Raw genomic sequence first — 13,794 nt, forward strand, 5'->3', positions numbered from 1 at the left:
ATTGCCGCACAGCAGGCACCGAGACCTGCATCGTGATCAATTCGAACGTCTACAATTCGAATGAGGACTATGTCTCTGGCAATGTCTCCATTCGGGCGACACCTGACTGGATCGAGACGTTTCTGGGCGATGTCGAGGCTGAAACCGAAGCGGCGGATGGCGAAATCACATCACGCTCTACCCGGGCAGAAGACCTGACCCGCTCAATCATTGACACAGGCGCGCGTCTCGATGCGCAGCGGACATTGCGCTCGCGGCTCGAAGGCCTTCTGGAGCGGCGCGATGGCACGCTTGGCGACCTGCTCCAGATCGAGCGTGAGCTGGCGCGGGTGATTGGAGAGATCGAGTCGACCGAGGCCCAGCTTCGTGCGCTTCGGCTTCGGGTGTCGATGTCGTCGCTGGATGTCTCATACGAGACAAAAGTCCCCGCCTTCTCAGGCTCGAGATCGAACCCTCTGGGCGAAGCGATTGGCGACTTTTTCTATAATCTTTCCAGCGCGATAGCTGCTGTCATCACGGCTTTCGCCGTGGGGCTGCCCTGGCTGGTCCTGATCGGGATTTTCCTCTGGATCTGGCTGAAGCTTTTCTGGCCCTGGATCCGCCGGAAGCGCCCGACAAAGGCTTCGAAGCCTTGATCAAGGCGGCGCGCTCTTCACTGGTAAGGGCGCGCCATTTGCCTTCTGGCAGTTTGTCCAGCTGAAGCGGGCCAATGCGCGTGCGAAAAAGGTCAACAACAACAAGGCCAACAAGCTCGCACATCCGTCGGATCTGGCGGTTGCGTCCCTCACGCAGGACAAAGCGCAAGCGACCGGGGGAGACGAGGTCGACCTTGGCGGCTTTCAGCCTCCGACCATCAAGAGAGAGGCCGTGACGGAGCTTTCCGATGATTGGGTCGGTGATCTGGCCCTGAACAGTGACGAGATATTCCTTGTCGAGGGCGGAGTCCGGGCCGATCACGGCCTTTGCGAGCACACCGTCTTCGGAGAGCAGCAAGAGGCCGCGCGAGTCCATATCCAGTCGCCCAAGCGGCGCAAAGTTTGGGTTACGGCCCGGAATCTTGGGCGCTTTTCCAAGCAAATTATCCTTGCTTGCCAGGCGGATTGCCGGGATTTGCTCGCCTTCTGGCTGGGCGGAGACGTAGCCCACAGGCTTGTGCAGGACGATGGTGAGCTGGTCGTCGAGGGCCTTGGTCGCCTTGCCGGCAAGGGTCATGGTCTGGCCGGGCTCTATCTTGTGACCCGGTTCGCTGACCTTGGCGCCCTCGACCGTCACAGAGCCTTGAGAAATAAGCGTTTCTGCCTCTCGGCGCGAACAGATGCCGAGACTGGCCATCCATTTGTTGAGCCTGACCGGCTCTGTTCCGTCATAGGTATAGGTGTTCGACATCGCGCTTGTGCCTAGCAGACCGCGCCCGGCCTGGCGATGTGGGATGGTTGGCAAATTTCCATGAAAACTTCGGTGCACTGACGGTGTAGTGGCGGTGTTTCTGCCGTTTTCCACAGAAAAGAAAGTTTCCCACCGGAAGGGCGCCCCAGCGCATAGTCCCGGGTCATTGCCAGCAGTGGGCAATGCCGGGCGACGGGATCAAAACGTAAAGACGGGCGTTAGCCGACAGAATAAACCGGTCCAGAACCAGAGATACGCAATGAAACCCAACGTGCCGAAATCAGGCTTCTTCTCGCGCATCATCATCGCCGCAGCCTTGTCGCTGATGGCGGCTTGCAGCCCGGAGAGCGCAGAACCGGAAACTACACCAGAGGCCGCGCCCGGCACATCTGACCCAGTTGCCCCCGTCGAGGAGAGCAATGAGAGCGAAGCGGATAATGCCCAGCAGCAGACAACTGATGGCGCGCGTCCTGAAAACTACAGTGCCGCCGAGGCCGATCTCGCGCCAGACGGCGAGCTTGCGTCTCTCGAACTTACTGATGGCGAGTGGTTCATGAATGGCGGTGAAGCCATGTTCGGCCCGCCAGAGTCAGAGGCGATTTTCACCATAGGCTGCGACCCGCAAGCCGGTGAGATTATCATGACCCGCTCTATCGACCTCACCGGGAACCGCCAGGCGCGCCTCGGTGTCTTCACTGATGAGGGCGCGGCAGGCGGCTATTGGCGCGATGCTGGCGACGTCATGCCGATCGCGATTGCAAGGCTGCCAATGGATGCCTCAATCTTTGGCGATATCGTCTCTTCGGAACGGTTCGCTGTGGCGGCGGAAGGAAGTGCCCTTCTGGTGATGCCGGTGAATGAAGGCGTTCGCGCTGTGATCGATGAATGCGCTGCCTAATCGCTCGCTTCGACTTTTTTGCGCCCCTTAAGGGCGTAGCGAGCTGCGAGGATTGCGGACCCAAAAAGCCAGACCAGAGCGAGCAGCATGCCGATACGGGTCATTGAAATCATGAAACCCGGCATACGCGGCGATGCCTCGAACCACTCATTCATCGCCTCTGTAACCTGAATGCCCGCCGTCAATAGTCCCACCAGGAAGACGAGGCCAGATAGCGCATTGGTGACGCGCGCATGCCAGCCGGGCGCCCGTCCGGCAACAAGGGCGCCGCCAGCAAAGATCAGCAGACAGCAGATGAATGTGACGAACCCCGCAGCATTCGCAAAGGCGAGGTGGGCACGGGCCTCTCCCATATCGGCATAGGGCCAGACGGCGCCGCTAAAGCTCAAGATCGCAATCTCGAAGGCGCCCGTCGCAACAATCATCAGAAAACTGAATTTTACCGGTCCGTCCATGACGTCCCCCCGCGTCTGCCGAAGGCGCGATCATTACAGTCATCGGAACCGCGTCAAGTCAGACCCGTTTCAAAAGCGTCGACCTGCCGTGACAATACGCATGGCAAACGCGGCCATTAAGGGCTTGGAAAGCGACGGCAAGTTACCTATTTCGCAGGTGCAGCATAAATTATTGAGCAGGTGCAGCAAATGACAAGAGATATCTTGATCGAGACACTCGACGGAGAGCCTGTGCGCCTGCGCCCGATGGTGCCCGCCGATGAAGACGCACTGCGCCATGCGATCAGCCAGCTATCGAACCGTTCGCGCTATCTGCGCTTCTTCAATGGCGCGGCAACCCTGCCTGACCATGTGGTGCACCGTCTTTCGGACGTGGACGGCGCCAAGCATATTGCCTGGGTCGCCATTGACGAGAGTAAGGACGACAAGCCGATCATCGGGGCCGTTCATGCCCAGCGCGGCAATGAGACCGACAAGCGCGGCGACTTTTCCATCGGCCTGCTGGACGCCTGGCATAGCAAGGGCCTCGCCCGCCTGCTCATCGCGCTTCTGGCGGCTGACTCCAGAAAAGCCGGTTTCGATGAGCTGATCGCCGACGTTCTTTGGGAGAACAAGAAAGGCCGCGCGCTGTTCGGCGCGATCGGCGCGAAAAGCATGGGCAGCGATGGCTCCACGATCCAGTTCCGTATGGTGCTGGATGAGGTGATCGCCAAACTTGGCGAGAAACACCTCGGCCCTGCCATGGACAAGGTCCTCGCGGCGATCCAGGGCAAGAATTTTTTTGAAAGCGCCGCCTGAAGACGCGCGCACTTCGGGTTGGCTACAGGGCTCTCGCGTAAAACCGGACGGCATAGTCCGCGCGGTAGCGGTGGTCTCCAAGGGCTTTAAAACCCAGCCGCTGATGAAAGCGGTGTGAGCCCGGATTATCGGGGTGGGTGTTTACCTCACAGCAGAGGAAGGCGTTTGGCTTTGCCGCCTCGAATGCGGCGCGATAGAGCGCTTCGCCGACGCCCTGTCCCCGCGCGGTTTCGCCAATCGCGATCCGGTCGACATAATGGGCGCTGACCTCTTCACGGGCGATCCAGTCCTCAATCCATCGCAGATTGTCGCTTTCGTAAGCGGTTGTGCCAGGCGCGACGAGGTTGATGAAGCCGAGCGGTGCGCCGTTCTCAGCGGCGGCTACAAAGCAGGTCCCCATCTCGATGAGTTTGTCGAGGTCATTTGCTGTCTCTGCATGCCCGACGCCAGGTACACCGGCCTGATTGATGACATGGAGCGCGGCGAGGTCTTCGGGCTGGAAGAGGCGTATCTGCATGGGCGGCTAGATGCGCCGGTTGGTGAGAGGCGTCAATGTTGGGGGGGCGGCCATAGCTTTTGCCGCGAAGGGCCCCACCCCGACCCTCCCCGCTGGGCGGGGAGGGGGTGCAGGTGGCAGCGTGTTTTGCTCCCTCCCCTTTGGGGAGGGTCGGGGTGGGGTCTGCAACACGCAAGAGGTGCGTACCGCCCGCGTGGTTCGACTTCGCCGACCATGCGGGCTGCTGCGGGCCGGCCGCTATGGATACCTGCCTGCGCAGGTATCTTCGGAAGCGGTGAGGGGTCTGGGTCACCCGGGTTATGGTGTTCTCAAGGCTCGCGGAGGCTAATCGCCCTCATACTCGGTCCAGATCTGCGTCTGGCAGATCGGGCCGACACAGCCTTTCAGCTCGAGGTCGCCATCTTCGAGGCGCTTGATGCGCGCGGCGTAGGTCTTGTCGTTTTCCGGGTCATAGATTGTGCCGCCCCTCCAGTCGCTTCGCTTCTGTTCGAAGCCTTCGAGGATGAGGAGGCCGAGCACGGGGTCGCCGGCCTTGGTGCGAAGGTCCTCGGGTGTCGTTCCTGGCTCAAGCACGTTCGGATTGATCGCGCTGACACGGCCGCACGGGCTGCCATCGCCGCAGTCTTCAATAGTGACGCGGGAGGTTCCTGCGGCCGTGTAGAACGTGCCGAAGACGTCGTGGTTTGCAGGCTCTGCCGCGGCGGGCAGGGCGAGGGCGAGGATGGCGATGGAAGCAGGGATGAGACGCATGGGCAGGCTCCGGGTGTGGGGATGCCCATGATTATGCGCGCTTTGGGCCGGAGCTGTCGATCAATGATTTTGGCGACGGGAGATGGACCCCGTGGTCAGGCCACGGGGAGGCGCTGCATGCGACTGCTGATCAATAGGTGAGTAGCGAAGACGTCAGGTCATCCCAATGCGGATTGCTTTTCTCAATCAGCTCGATCTTCCAACGGCGTTTCCACTCCTTCATTCGCCGTTCTGCGCGAAGGGCGGGCTCCATTTCGGGAAAATGCTCAAACCAGACGAGACGATGAACCTCATATTTGGCCGTAAATACCGAGCCTTTGCGACTTTTGTGCTGGTCCATTCTCGTCGGCAAGTCGGATGTCGAGCCGACATACAGCGTGCCGTTCTTGCGATTTGCGAGCAGATAGACTGCGATGAAATCGTACCTGGCCATCTGCCTGTATGCGCCTCCCCGCGACTTGATCGCGGGGTCCATCATCAGCGCTTGTCCGGTACACGCAAGGCCAGAAAGAACGAAAGCGGGCGGGCGAGCCTAGAGCTCGCCCGGTTTCTTGGTCGACTGGCGGATGAACCAGATCGTGATGCCAAGGACGATGGCGACGAGGGTGCCAAAGCCTGCAAGCGCGGCGATGGCCAGCGGATCCACTGTCAGTTTGCCCATGTATCCCGCGCCTCCCACTCGCGCCCATTGTTTCGGGCGAGGATGCGGCCGGGCAATGGCGCAGGCTATACGTGATATTGCGTACTGGCCGGGACGGGAGACTGGACGGCCGCCGGGGAATTGAACCCCATTACCCTGCCACTCCACTTTGGATAGGGACCGCGTTTGCAGCGCGGCATGGAGGCGGCGGCCGGTTTGGTCAGTTCTGTCTTGTCGGACGAGGGATGGCGGCGACCTGCCAGCCATCCTCGTAGATTACGAGACCGGGATCAGACGTTTTGCGGACGCTGATCCAGTAGCCATACGGCTCTATCAGGCTTTTCATCTGCCAAATTCGGCTGATCGGCTCACGTGCGGCGGGCTTGAACCAGCATATGGCGCGCTTGTTCGCTTCAAGGCTCAGCTGCTTTGGGCCATCGAGGTTTTCGGTGAACCATTTGAGCAGATGAGTGAGTGCGTTCGCATCGTCGAGACGCGTGGCGTCGGCGTCGCGCAGGCGGTACGCGATCTGGAAGATGCCGAGACGGCTGGAGGCGCCCGCATAGGGCACCTGGCTTTCGAAACGTATGTATCGCATGGGGCGTCCCTTGCGTGGCTCACAAGCCGATGGCGTGCCCGCTGGTGGGCTGCCGAGGAATCGAACCTCTCACCGTGGCCACTCCCGGTCTTGGTGAACGGGGCCGCGTTTACAGCGCGGCTGGGAGCAAGCAGCCCGGATCAGGGGTCAGCAATCGATTGTGAGGATTTCAGACAATAAGGCTCAGGTCGCGCCACCAGAGGGGCGCGTCAGGGTGCTATGAACAGCAACAATAATAGAGCGTCATATTGATCATGGAGCGGGGGACTAACGGCGCAGGCGGAGAGTGTCAACTGTCCGGGTCCCCGGCCTTCGCCGGGGTGAGCGGATCTGGGGAGGTGATGAAAGCCGCGTGGTTCGACTTCGCTCACCATGCGGCATCCAACAGCGTTCGAATACGCCCGCATGGTGAGCGAAGTCGAACCATCGGGCGTTGCAAGGCGACTGATCTGTTTTAGCCCCTCAGGGCAGAGCCGCTGCGCGGCGCCGCTAGTTCTTTCCCGCCTTTTTGTCGCGTCCCGCCAGTAGCCTCAACCGCAGTGCATTCAGCTTGATGAAGCCTTCGGCGTCTTTCTGGTCATAGGCGCCGTGGTCGTCCTCGAAGGTGACGATCTTCTCGCTGTAGAGCGAGTAAGGCGATGAGCGGCCCACCAGGATGACATTGCCCTTGTAGAGCTTGAGGCGGACCTCGCCTTCGACATAGCGCTGGGAATGGTCGATGGCGGCCTGGAGCATTTCGCGCTCCGGGCTCCACCAGAAGCCGTTATAGATCAGCTCTGCATATTTTGGCATCAGCTCATCCTTGAGGTGGGCCGAGCCCTTGTCGAGGCAGGCCTGTTCGATGCCGCGATGGGCCGTGAGCAGGATGGTGCCGCCCGGGGTCTCATACATGCCGCGTGACTTCATGCCGACGAAGCGGTTTTCCAGAAGGTCGAGACGGCCAATGCCGTGCTTGCGGCCATACTCGTTGAGGGCGGTGAGAAGCGTCGCCGGGCTCATCGCTTCGCCATTGATGGCGATGGGGTCGCCCTTCTCGAACTGGACGGTGATGTATTCCGGCTGGTCCGGCGCGTCTTCCGGGGAGACGGTGCGCTGGTAGACAAAATCTGGGGTCTCGACGGCTGGATCCTCGAGCGCCTTGCCCTCTGAGGAGGTGTGCAGCAGGTTCGCATCGATCGAGAAAGGCGCTTCGCCGCGCTTGTCCTTGGCGATCGGAATGTCGTGCTCTTCGGCGAAGGCGATAAGGTCGGAGCGGGACTTGAAGCTCCAGTCGCGCCACGGGGCGATCACCTTGATGTCCGGGTTGAGGCCGTAATAGCCAAGCTCGAAGCGGACCTGGTCATTGCCCTTGCCGGTCGCGCCATGACAGACGGCATCGGCGCCGGTGATGTCTGCAATCTCGATCTGGCGCTTGGCGATCAGCGGACGGGCAATCGAGGTGCCGAGCAGGTAGACGCCTTCATAGACGGCATTGGCGCGGAACATCGGGAAGACATAGTCGCGGACGAAGTCCTCGCGCACATCCTCGATGAAGATGTTTTCCGGCTTGATGCCGAGCTTCAGCGCCTTTTCGCGGGCTGGCTCCAGCTCTTCGCCCTGACCAAGATCTGCGGTGAAGGTCACGACTTCTGCGCCAAACTCGGTCTGCAGCCATTTCAGGATGATCGAGGTGTCGAGGCCGCCGGAATAGGCGAGGACGACTTTCTTCGGCGCGTGCTTGGTAGCCATGGCTGTTTGCTCCATTGGGGCAGGGGGTCGGTCTGGCGCGCAACATATTCAAGTGCGCCTGCGGAGCAAGAGGATTGGGCTGAAGCCACAAAAAAGCCCCGGCGTCCGGGCCGGGGCTTTGTCGGTTTGTGTCTGCTGACCAGATCAGGCGCGTTTTACGAGGCTGATCAGGAAGAGCAGGATACAGGCGCCGAGGAAGGCACCGATCAGATTTCCGATTATACCGCTAAAGCCAATGCCAAGCAGGCCGAAGATCAGGCCGCCGAGTACTGCGCCGACTATACCGACAATGATGTTGCCGAGGAGGCCAAAGCCGCCGCCGCGCATGACCTTGCCAGCGAGCCAACCTGCGACTGCGCCGATGATGAGCCAGATGAGAATTCCAACAATATCCATTTCGCGTATCCTTTCTTGCCAGTTGTTCATGAAGAACACGCTGCAACCGGGACGAGTTCCGGCCGCCTCGAATTTGTCGGACGCCCGGCCTGCCCGAAGATCACCCCCTGATCACCGCGAAGCTGCCCCTTCATGGCCGCATTTGCGGGTGAGCTTCTGCTCCATCGGACTCCGGGGTGGGGTCCAAGGTCACTGGAGGAGATGATCGCATGTTGAGAAAAGCGTTCCTGAGCGCGGCCCTGGTCGCAGGTTTTGCATTCGCTGCGTGCGCTGCACGTCCAGCCCCCGCGCCAGATACACCGCCAGAGCCGGAAGCGCCGAAGGCGGTCCATTCCTACATCCTGCTCGACCGGACAGGTTCGATGTCGAACCTCTGGGATGAGGCGCTGACCTCGGTCAACGCTTATGCCGCCGCTGTTGGCGAAGCAGGCGAAGGCGAGACGGCGCCGCTGGAAACGTCGGTTACGCTGGCGGTCTTCGATGCGCAGGATGGGCTTCAGTATGATGTGCTGCGCGAAAACGTGGCGCCAGACGACTGGCAGTCGGTCACCTCTGACGAGGTTTCCCCGCGCGGGATGACACCGCTTTTCGATGCCATCGGGCGTATCATCTCGACAGCTGAAAGCGACAATCCGGAAAAGGCCGTCATCGTGATCATGACGGACGGCCTGGAAAACTCCTCGCGGGAGATCACGCATGAAGGCGCGAAAGCCGCGCTGGACCGCGTTGAGGCAAAGGGCTGGGAAGTTGTCTTCCTCGGCGCTGATTTCGGCAAGTTCGACGATGCCGAAGCGGTCGGCGTGTCGGCTGCGCAAACCATGGCGGTCGGCAAGGGCACGATGGAAGAGTCGATGAACCGGCTGGCGGCGAAGTCACGCTCTTACGGCAGCGGCGCAGCCCCAAGCGTCGAATTCGACGCCGAGGACCGCGCAATTGCCAATGAGGCCGAGGTGAAGGACCGCGATAACTAGGCCGCTCTATGTGGACCGAACTAACATGCCCTCGCTGGTCGCAACCGGCGAGGGCTTTTCCATTTATCAGACCACGTAGTCTGCGCCTTCATTCCGGTCATTCGCATGGCGCCACACCCACCAGGAATAGGCGACGCCGAACAGGCTGACGCCGAGGACGAGACCGGTGAAGCTGAGCGCGAGCCAGATGCCCGTTATGGTGAAGGCGAGCACGATGCCGATAAGGCCTGCCGCAATGTAGAGCGGGCCAACAAGGCGGTGGGTCTTCTCCCAGGTATAGTCGCTGGTCAGCGTCCAGGGCGTGCGGATACCCAGGAAAAAGGATTTGCGCGTCTTTGGCAGGTAGTTGCCGATGATGACGAACAGTACGCCGCACCCTGCAAGGACAAAGCGGACGAATTCATTGGAGTCCGTCGCGCCATTGGCACCGCGGATCATCATCAGGGCGATGCCCGCCGTCAGTGCCGCGAGCAGCACCATGCTACCCGCCCAGATTGCCGTATAGGCCTGCCGGCTGCGCCGGAGATTGGCCTTGAACGGGTCAAGATAAGGCGCGGCGGCGAGCAGAATTGAAGTAAAGATCGCGCTTGCGGGCAGAATGGCGAGGATAAGCAAGGCCTTGTCGCGCGTGGCGAAACCGTCCGCCTCTCCGCTCGGGCCCCAGTGAACCGGAATATCCACGCCTGATGGGAGGGCGGACCATGCCCAGACGAGCGTTCCCAGCATGGCAGCGATCGCCAGCCCCGACCATATCAAACCTGTCTTGATCATTCTGCGGCCTCCTTCATGTCGTCATCGCCATTGTCTCTGCCGATCAGAGCCAGAAGGGCGGCGGCGGCATCTTCAATCACGCTCGTATTCGCGCGGTAGATGATGCTGGTGCCGTGTCTTTCGGCTGTGATGAGATCGGCATCCTTCAGCACAGCCAGGTGACGGCTGACCGTTGGCCAGCTGGCGTCGAACGCCTCGGCAAGCTCGCCAGACGTGCGCGGCCCCTTGCGCAGCAGGTCCATGACCTGACGGCGGAGGGGATGTCCCAGAGCACTGAACACGTTATTTGTCATAAACGCTAATTAGCACAACTACTAATTAGCGATCAAGCTAATATTCGCACGTTTCGTTGACACGGATAGCCGGGCTTCTCAGGTGCAGGCGAGATTCAGACTGGAAAGGGGCCGCACATGGCACTTCTCGCAGGCTTTCTCCTGGCGGCGGCACTGGGGATTTTCCATCACTTCGCCATCCTGTTCATACGCCTGTTCACGCCGCATCTCGGCGAGCAGAAGCATCGCGGCATCCTGACGGCGTTTCTTGGTTTGCTGACGGTGCACACGATCGAAATCATAGCCTATGCCGGTGCCTACAAGGTGATGATCGATGCAGGCTGGTGGGGCTCACTGAGCGGTGATTTCGACGGCAGCTTCTATGATCTGATCTATTTTTCGGGGATCAACTTCGCGACGCTTGGCTATGCGCAGGTATCCACCGATGGCGCGATCCGCATGGTGGCGATGATGCAGGCACTGGGCGGTTTCATGGTCATCACCTGGTCGGCAACCTTCATCTATACGATCTGGCAGGATGTCATCGAAAATCACTGGCGGTTGAACCCGGACGGGCAGGCGCCGCGCAAATAAAAAAGCGCCCCCCTGAAAGGGAGGCGCTTCGGCTCGGTCATAGAGCGAGGGGATGTGTTACGCTGCGACCGATTTCTTTTGAGCTTCGTGCTTACCTTCGCAAAGCTCTTCGACGATCTTGTCGTTGAACGCGGGAAGATCGTCCGGGTTGCGTGACGTCACCAGACCCTTATCGACCACGACTTTCTCATCGCGCACGACTGCGCCTGCATTCTTCAGATCCTGCTGGATTGCTGCGAAGCCAGTCATCTCACGGCCTTCAACCAGGCCTGCAGAGATCAGCACTTGCGGGCCGTGACAGATCGAGAAGACTGGCTTGGCCTGCTCGAAGAATTTCGACGTGAAATCCAGCGCCTTCTGGCTCTGGCGAAGCGTGTCCGGGTTGAACAGGCCGCCCGGGATGAGAAGACCGTCGAAATCGTCCGCTTTGACATCGTCGAGCGTCTTGTCGACACCGACCATGATGCCGTGTTCACGGTGCTGGTTGGCCTGAATTTCACCGCTCTTGAGCGACACAATTACAGTCTTGGCGCCTGCATTTTCCAGCGCTTCTTTCGGGGAAGTCAGTTCCACTTCCTCAAAGCCGTCTGCGGCGAGAATGGCGACCGTTTTTCCTTCTGCTCTCTTGGACATATTCTATCTCCTGAATTTCTAGAATTCTCTGTCAGAGCAGCCTTTCTGGCTGCACATCATACCAACGGCGCGGCGACGTCCTCGTTCCCGGCGCGACCTGTTTTAAAAAGCCGCATCAAGCGGTCTCCTCCTTGTGGGCAAGGTCTTCAGCCAGGCGGTCTACAGAGGCGCGCTCGGTCAGCCGTCTCGCTTCATTGACGGCTTTCAGGAATTTGGCGGGTGCAGCCATGGTAGGGAAGTCGACCTCGCCTTCGCCGCGTCCCTCAATGTCCAGATTGCCAAACCCGAATATGCGGCCAATCACGCCCTGCTTCATGCTGGCGCCCTCAATGGCTTCGAGGGACATCTGATCGACATTTGCGGCTATAAACCCGGTCTTCTTGACCAGCCGCCTGTCGGTGACGGCGAACTCGGTCGTGATCAGGCGGATCATTTCATAGATGAAATAGATGAAGCCGACGATCAGCCAGCCAAACAGGATGAGCGCGGCCCAGGCGCGTGCGTACCAGAGCCAGTGAAAGCGCCCGACCCGAACGAGCGTCTCGCCGTCATTCAGATGCTTCTCGATATAAGTCATGGCGGCGGTCTTCCGGTGATTGTAAGATTTGCTGACCAACGGGGGGCAGGACCAGACGTTCCGCAACTTGGCACGGGGTGGGGTTTCGGTCAGAACCCAGGGATGATGCTGTTCAGACCCCTGCTCGTCCTTCTCGTCATGACGCTATTCGCCGGACTTGCCGTTGGCGAGACGAGCGAAGACGTAGAGATTCCGCGCGCTGACGTAATGCTTGAGCGCCAGGGTGATGAGCTGGCGGCGGTATGGACGCTGGCCGAACCTGCAGAAAGCGTGAGCTTTGAGGGGTGGGTGGAGGCCGATGAGCGCATCCGGCTCTGGATGCCGCAGGGCGATGGCTGGCAGTTCGACGGGACGGTCCTTGCTCGGGTGGACGGCTCCGCCTTTGAGAGTTTTGAGATGCGGCTCAAACCTTCTGACCAATTCTATGATCGCAGATATGTCCCGGTGCTCCGAATTGGTGAGGCGGGCTGGACGGTCTTGAGCGAGGGGCTGTCGCTGAGCGGCTATGAGACCTTTATGGCCGCGAGCGGGATGGCGGATGGAGAGGTCTTCCTCGCCGCAAATGAGCGCCGCGCGAGCGGCGAAAGCGTCGCCGCGGCGACGGGTGGTTTCGTCTATATTGGCCCGGAAGATCACATCACCGAAGACCATGCCACCGTGATCGCGGGTCCTGATATTCCGGGCTGGCTGCGCGAGAAGTTCGTGGCGGATATCGACGCGGTCAGCGAGACACTGACAGACCGGTTTGCTGAGCCGCCACCTGCGCCGCCCGTTCTGGTCATGACTTATCGCGAAGGCGACGGGGCGAGCTTCAAGGGGAGCTCCCTTGGCCGTTTCATCACGCTGAATGTGCGCGGTTTCGAGCTTGACCCATCGGATGATGACTTCATGGGCCGGATGAAGAGCCTTGCCCTTCATGAAACGGTGCATGTGTGGATCGGGCAGCTCTACAGCTCCAGCGAGAATGCACAGCAGTCCTGGGTGCATGAGGGGGCGGCGGAATACATCTCCATGCGCGCCGGGATGGATGAGGCTCAGCTGCGTGCCGACATTGAAGAGAAGATCAATCAGTGCCAGCGCGCGCTGGTGCGTCGGCCTTTGATCGCGACACGCTATGGCAGCCGGGGGCGGGCGCCCTATGATTGCGGCGCACTGGTCCAGCTGATCGCCGAGGCAGCGTCGCGTGAACATGGTGGCGGCGATATTCTGGACATCTGGAAGGATGTGTTCGCCCGCACCGGAGAAGACCGCACTTTCGATTCAGCGACCTTCAAGGCGGCGGCGAGCGAGGCTGGCGGAGAGGCCTTTGCTCGCCGGATGGACATGTTTGCTGAGGGCATGGACGCCGAAGAGTGGAGCGGCTTCCTAATTGGCCTTTCGAAGATCGGGGTTGAGGTAGAGCTTCTGGCGCCGACCGACCCTCATCCTGATGATTTCCAGCTAGCAGCGGCCGCCCTTGGCGCGCTGCAGCGGGATGTCTGCCAGAACCAGGTTAGCCTCTATCAGCGCGAAGACCATTACTGGACCGATATCAGCGAGCATTGCGGCGGCCAGCTGCCCGGCAACCCGCAGCTGAGGCGGCTTAACGGTGTCGACCTTATCGACGCGCCGGGCGCGGCCTATGCTGAAATGCGGCGCGCGTGCAGTTCTGGCGAAGCCATCGTCCTTGGCCAGCTGAATGGCGAGGAGCTGGCGCCAATCTCCTGCGGCGAGTGGATGACCAACCTTCCAGCATTGGCGGTCGTTCGCGCGCTTCCTGAGCTCCCTCAGCTCTGAGACCGCGCTGCCTGTGGGCAGGCACTCGCTTTTA

At 60.4% G+C, this 13,794-nt stretch carries 17 protein-coding genes and 1 tRNA gene; 5 read left to right on the forward strand and 13 right to left on the reverse strand.

The window, feature by feature from the left end:
* Positions 1-513: 513 nt before the first annotated feature.
* Entirely contained in the window at positions 514-1,386 is an 873-nt protein-coding gene (locus KUV46_08900; GenBank protein QYI99474.1) for an rRNA pseudouridine synthase, read from the reverse strand.
* 259 nt (positions 1,387-1,645) lie between these two features.
* Between KUV46_08900 and KUV46_08905 the strand changes: the two genes are divergently transcribed.
* Positions 1,646-2,284 (forward strand): hypothetical protein, encoded by a 639-nt coding sequence (locus KUV46_08905; protein ID QYI99475.1) that lies wholly within the window; start codon positions 1,646-1,648, stop codon positions 2,282-2,284.
* Here the strand turns inward: KUV46_08905 and KUV46_08910 are convergent.
* A complete protein-coding gene (locus KUV46_08910; protein ID QYI99476.1) occupies positions 2,281-2,739 on the reverse strand; it encodes a hypothetical protein in 459 nt (152 codons plus the stop codon). The two genes, KUV46_08905 and KUV46_08910, sit on opposite strands and share 4 nt — an antisense overlap.
* A gap of 189 nt (positions 2,740-2,928) precedes the next feature.
* On the opposite strand from KUV46_08910, the gene KUV46_08915 reads away from it, so the two are divergent.
* The gene (locus tag KUV46_08915; protein QYI99477.1) at positions 2,929-3,537 is read left to right on the forward strand and encodes a GNAT family N-acetyltransferase; all 609 of its coding nucleotides are present in this window, start codon (positions 2,929-2,931) and stop codon (positions 3,535-3,537) included.
* 22 nt (positions 3,538-3,559) lie between these two features.
* Here KUV46_08915 and KUV46_08920 read toward each other — a convergent pair whose 3' ends face one another.
* The 7 genes from KUV46_08920 to KUV46_08950 all read right to left on the reverse strand — a co-directional run bounded on the left by KUV46_08920 (position 3,560) and on the right by KUV46_08950 (position 8,166).
* Positions 3,560-4,054 carry a GNAT family N-acetyltransferase gene (locus tag KUV46_08920; GenBank protein QYI99478.1) on the reverse strand — a complete coding sequence of 165 codons (495 nt, stop codon included), beginning with the start codon at positions 4,052-4,054 and terminating at the stop codon, positions 3,560-3,562.
* 324 nt (positions 4,055-4,378) lie between these two features.
* Positions 4,379-4,804, reverse strand: a complete 426-nt coding sequence (locus KUV46_08925) for a DUF2147 domain-containing protein (GenBank protein ID QYI99479.1) — start codon at positions 4,802-4,804, stop codon at positions 4,379-4,381.
* Between the two features lie 130 nt (positions 4,805-4,934).
* Positions 4,935-5,237 (reverse strand): GIY-YIG nuclease family protein, encoded by a 303-nt coding sequence (locus tag KUV46_08930; protein QYI99480.1) that lies wholly within the window; start codon positions 5,235-5,237, stop codon positions 4,935-4,937.
* 427 nt (positions 5,238-5,664) lie between these two features.
* A complete protein-coding gene (locus KUV46_08935) occupies positions 5,665-6,042 on the reverse strand; it encodes a hypothetical protein (protein QYI99481.1) in 378 nt (125 codons plus the stop codon).
* A gap of 42 nt (positions 6,043-6,084) precedes the next feature.
* Positions 6,085-6,179: transfer RNA gene (locus tag KUV46_08940), tRNA-Gly, on the reverse strand.
* A 352-nt stretch (positions 6,180-6,531) separates the two neighbouring features.
* Complete coding sequence (locus tag KUV46_08945) at positions 6,532-7,770, reverse strand: argininosuccinate synthase (GenBank protein QYI99482.1); 1,239 nt, start codon at positions 7,768-7,770, stop codon at positions 6,532-6,534.
* A 144-nt stretch (positions 7,771-7,914) separates the two neighbouring features.
* Positions 7,915-8,166 carry a GlsB/YeaQ/YmgE family stress response membrane protein gene (locus KUV46_08950; GenBank protein ID QYI99483.1) on the reverse strand — a complete coding sequence of 84 codons (252 nt, stop codon included), beginning with the start codon at positions 8,164-8,166 and terminating at the stop codon, positions 7,915-7,917.
* Between the two features lie 209 nt (positions 8,167-8,375).
* Here KUV46_08950 and KUV46_08955 point away from each other — a divergent pair, with 209 nt between their 5' ends.
* Positions 8,376-9,137 (forward strand): hypothetical protein, encoded by a 762-nt coding sequence (locus KUV46_08955; GenBank protein ID QYI99484.1) that lies wholly within the window; start codon positions 8,376-8,378, stop codon positions 9,135-9,137.
* A 66-nt stretch (positions 9,138-9,203) separates the two neighbouring features.
* Here the strand turns inward: KUV46_08955 and KUV46_08960 are convergent, their stop codons facing one another.
* A complete protein-coding gene (locus tag KUV46_08960) occupies positions 9,204-9,908 on the reverse strand; it encodes an SdpI family protein (protein ID QYI99485.1) in 705 nt (234 codons plus the stop codon).
* Entirely contained in the window at positions 9,905-10,189 is a 285-nt protein-coding gene (locus KUV46_08965; GenBank protein QYI99486.1) for a metalloregulator ArsR/SmtB family transcription factor, read from the reverse strand. Before KUV46_08965 ends, KUV46_08960 begins: the two co-directional genes overlap by 4 nt.
* A 129-nt stretch (positions 10,190-10,318) precedes the next feature.
* On the opposite strand from KUV46_08965, the gene KUV46_08970 reads away from it, so the two are divergent.
* Positions 10,319-10,774, forward strand: a complete 456-nt coding sequence (locus tag KUV46_08970; protein ID QYI99487.1) for a hypothetical protein — start codon at positions 10,319-10,321, stop codon at positions 10,772-10,774.
* Between the two features lie 57 nt (positions 10,775-10,831).
* Here the strand turns inward: KUV46_08970 and KUV46_08975 are convergent, their stop codons facing one another.
* Complete coding sequence (locus KUV46_08975) at positions 10,832-11,407, reverse strand: type 1 glutamine amidotransferase (GenBank protein QYI99488.1); 576 nt, start codon at positions 11,405-11,407, stop codon at positions 10,832-10,834.
* 115 nt (positions 11,408-11,522) lie between these two features.
* Positions 11,523-11,984, reverse strand: a complete 462-nt coding sequence (locus KUV46_08980; GenBank protein QYI99489.1) for a PH domain-containing protein — start codon at positions 11,982-11,984, stop codon at positions 11,523-11,525.
* A 102-nt stretch (positions 11,985-12,086) separates the two neighbouring features.
* On the opposite strand from KUV46_08980, the gene KUV46_08985 reads away from it, so the two are divergent.
* The gene (locus KUV46_08985; protein QYI99490.1) at positions 12,087-13,760 is read left to right on the forward strand and encodes a basic secretory family protein; all 1,674 of its coding nucleotides are present in this window, start codon (positions 12,087-12,089) and stop codon (positions 13,758-13,760) included.
* Positions 13,761-13,794: the final 34 nt, after the last annotated feature.

The organism is Thalassovita mediterranea (assembly GCA_019448215.1).
Taxonomy (GTDB): domain Bacteria; phylum Pseudomonadota; class Alphaproteobacteria; order Caulobacterales; family Hyphomonadaceae; genus Henriciella.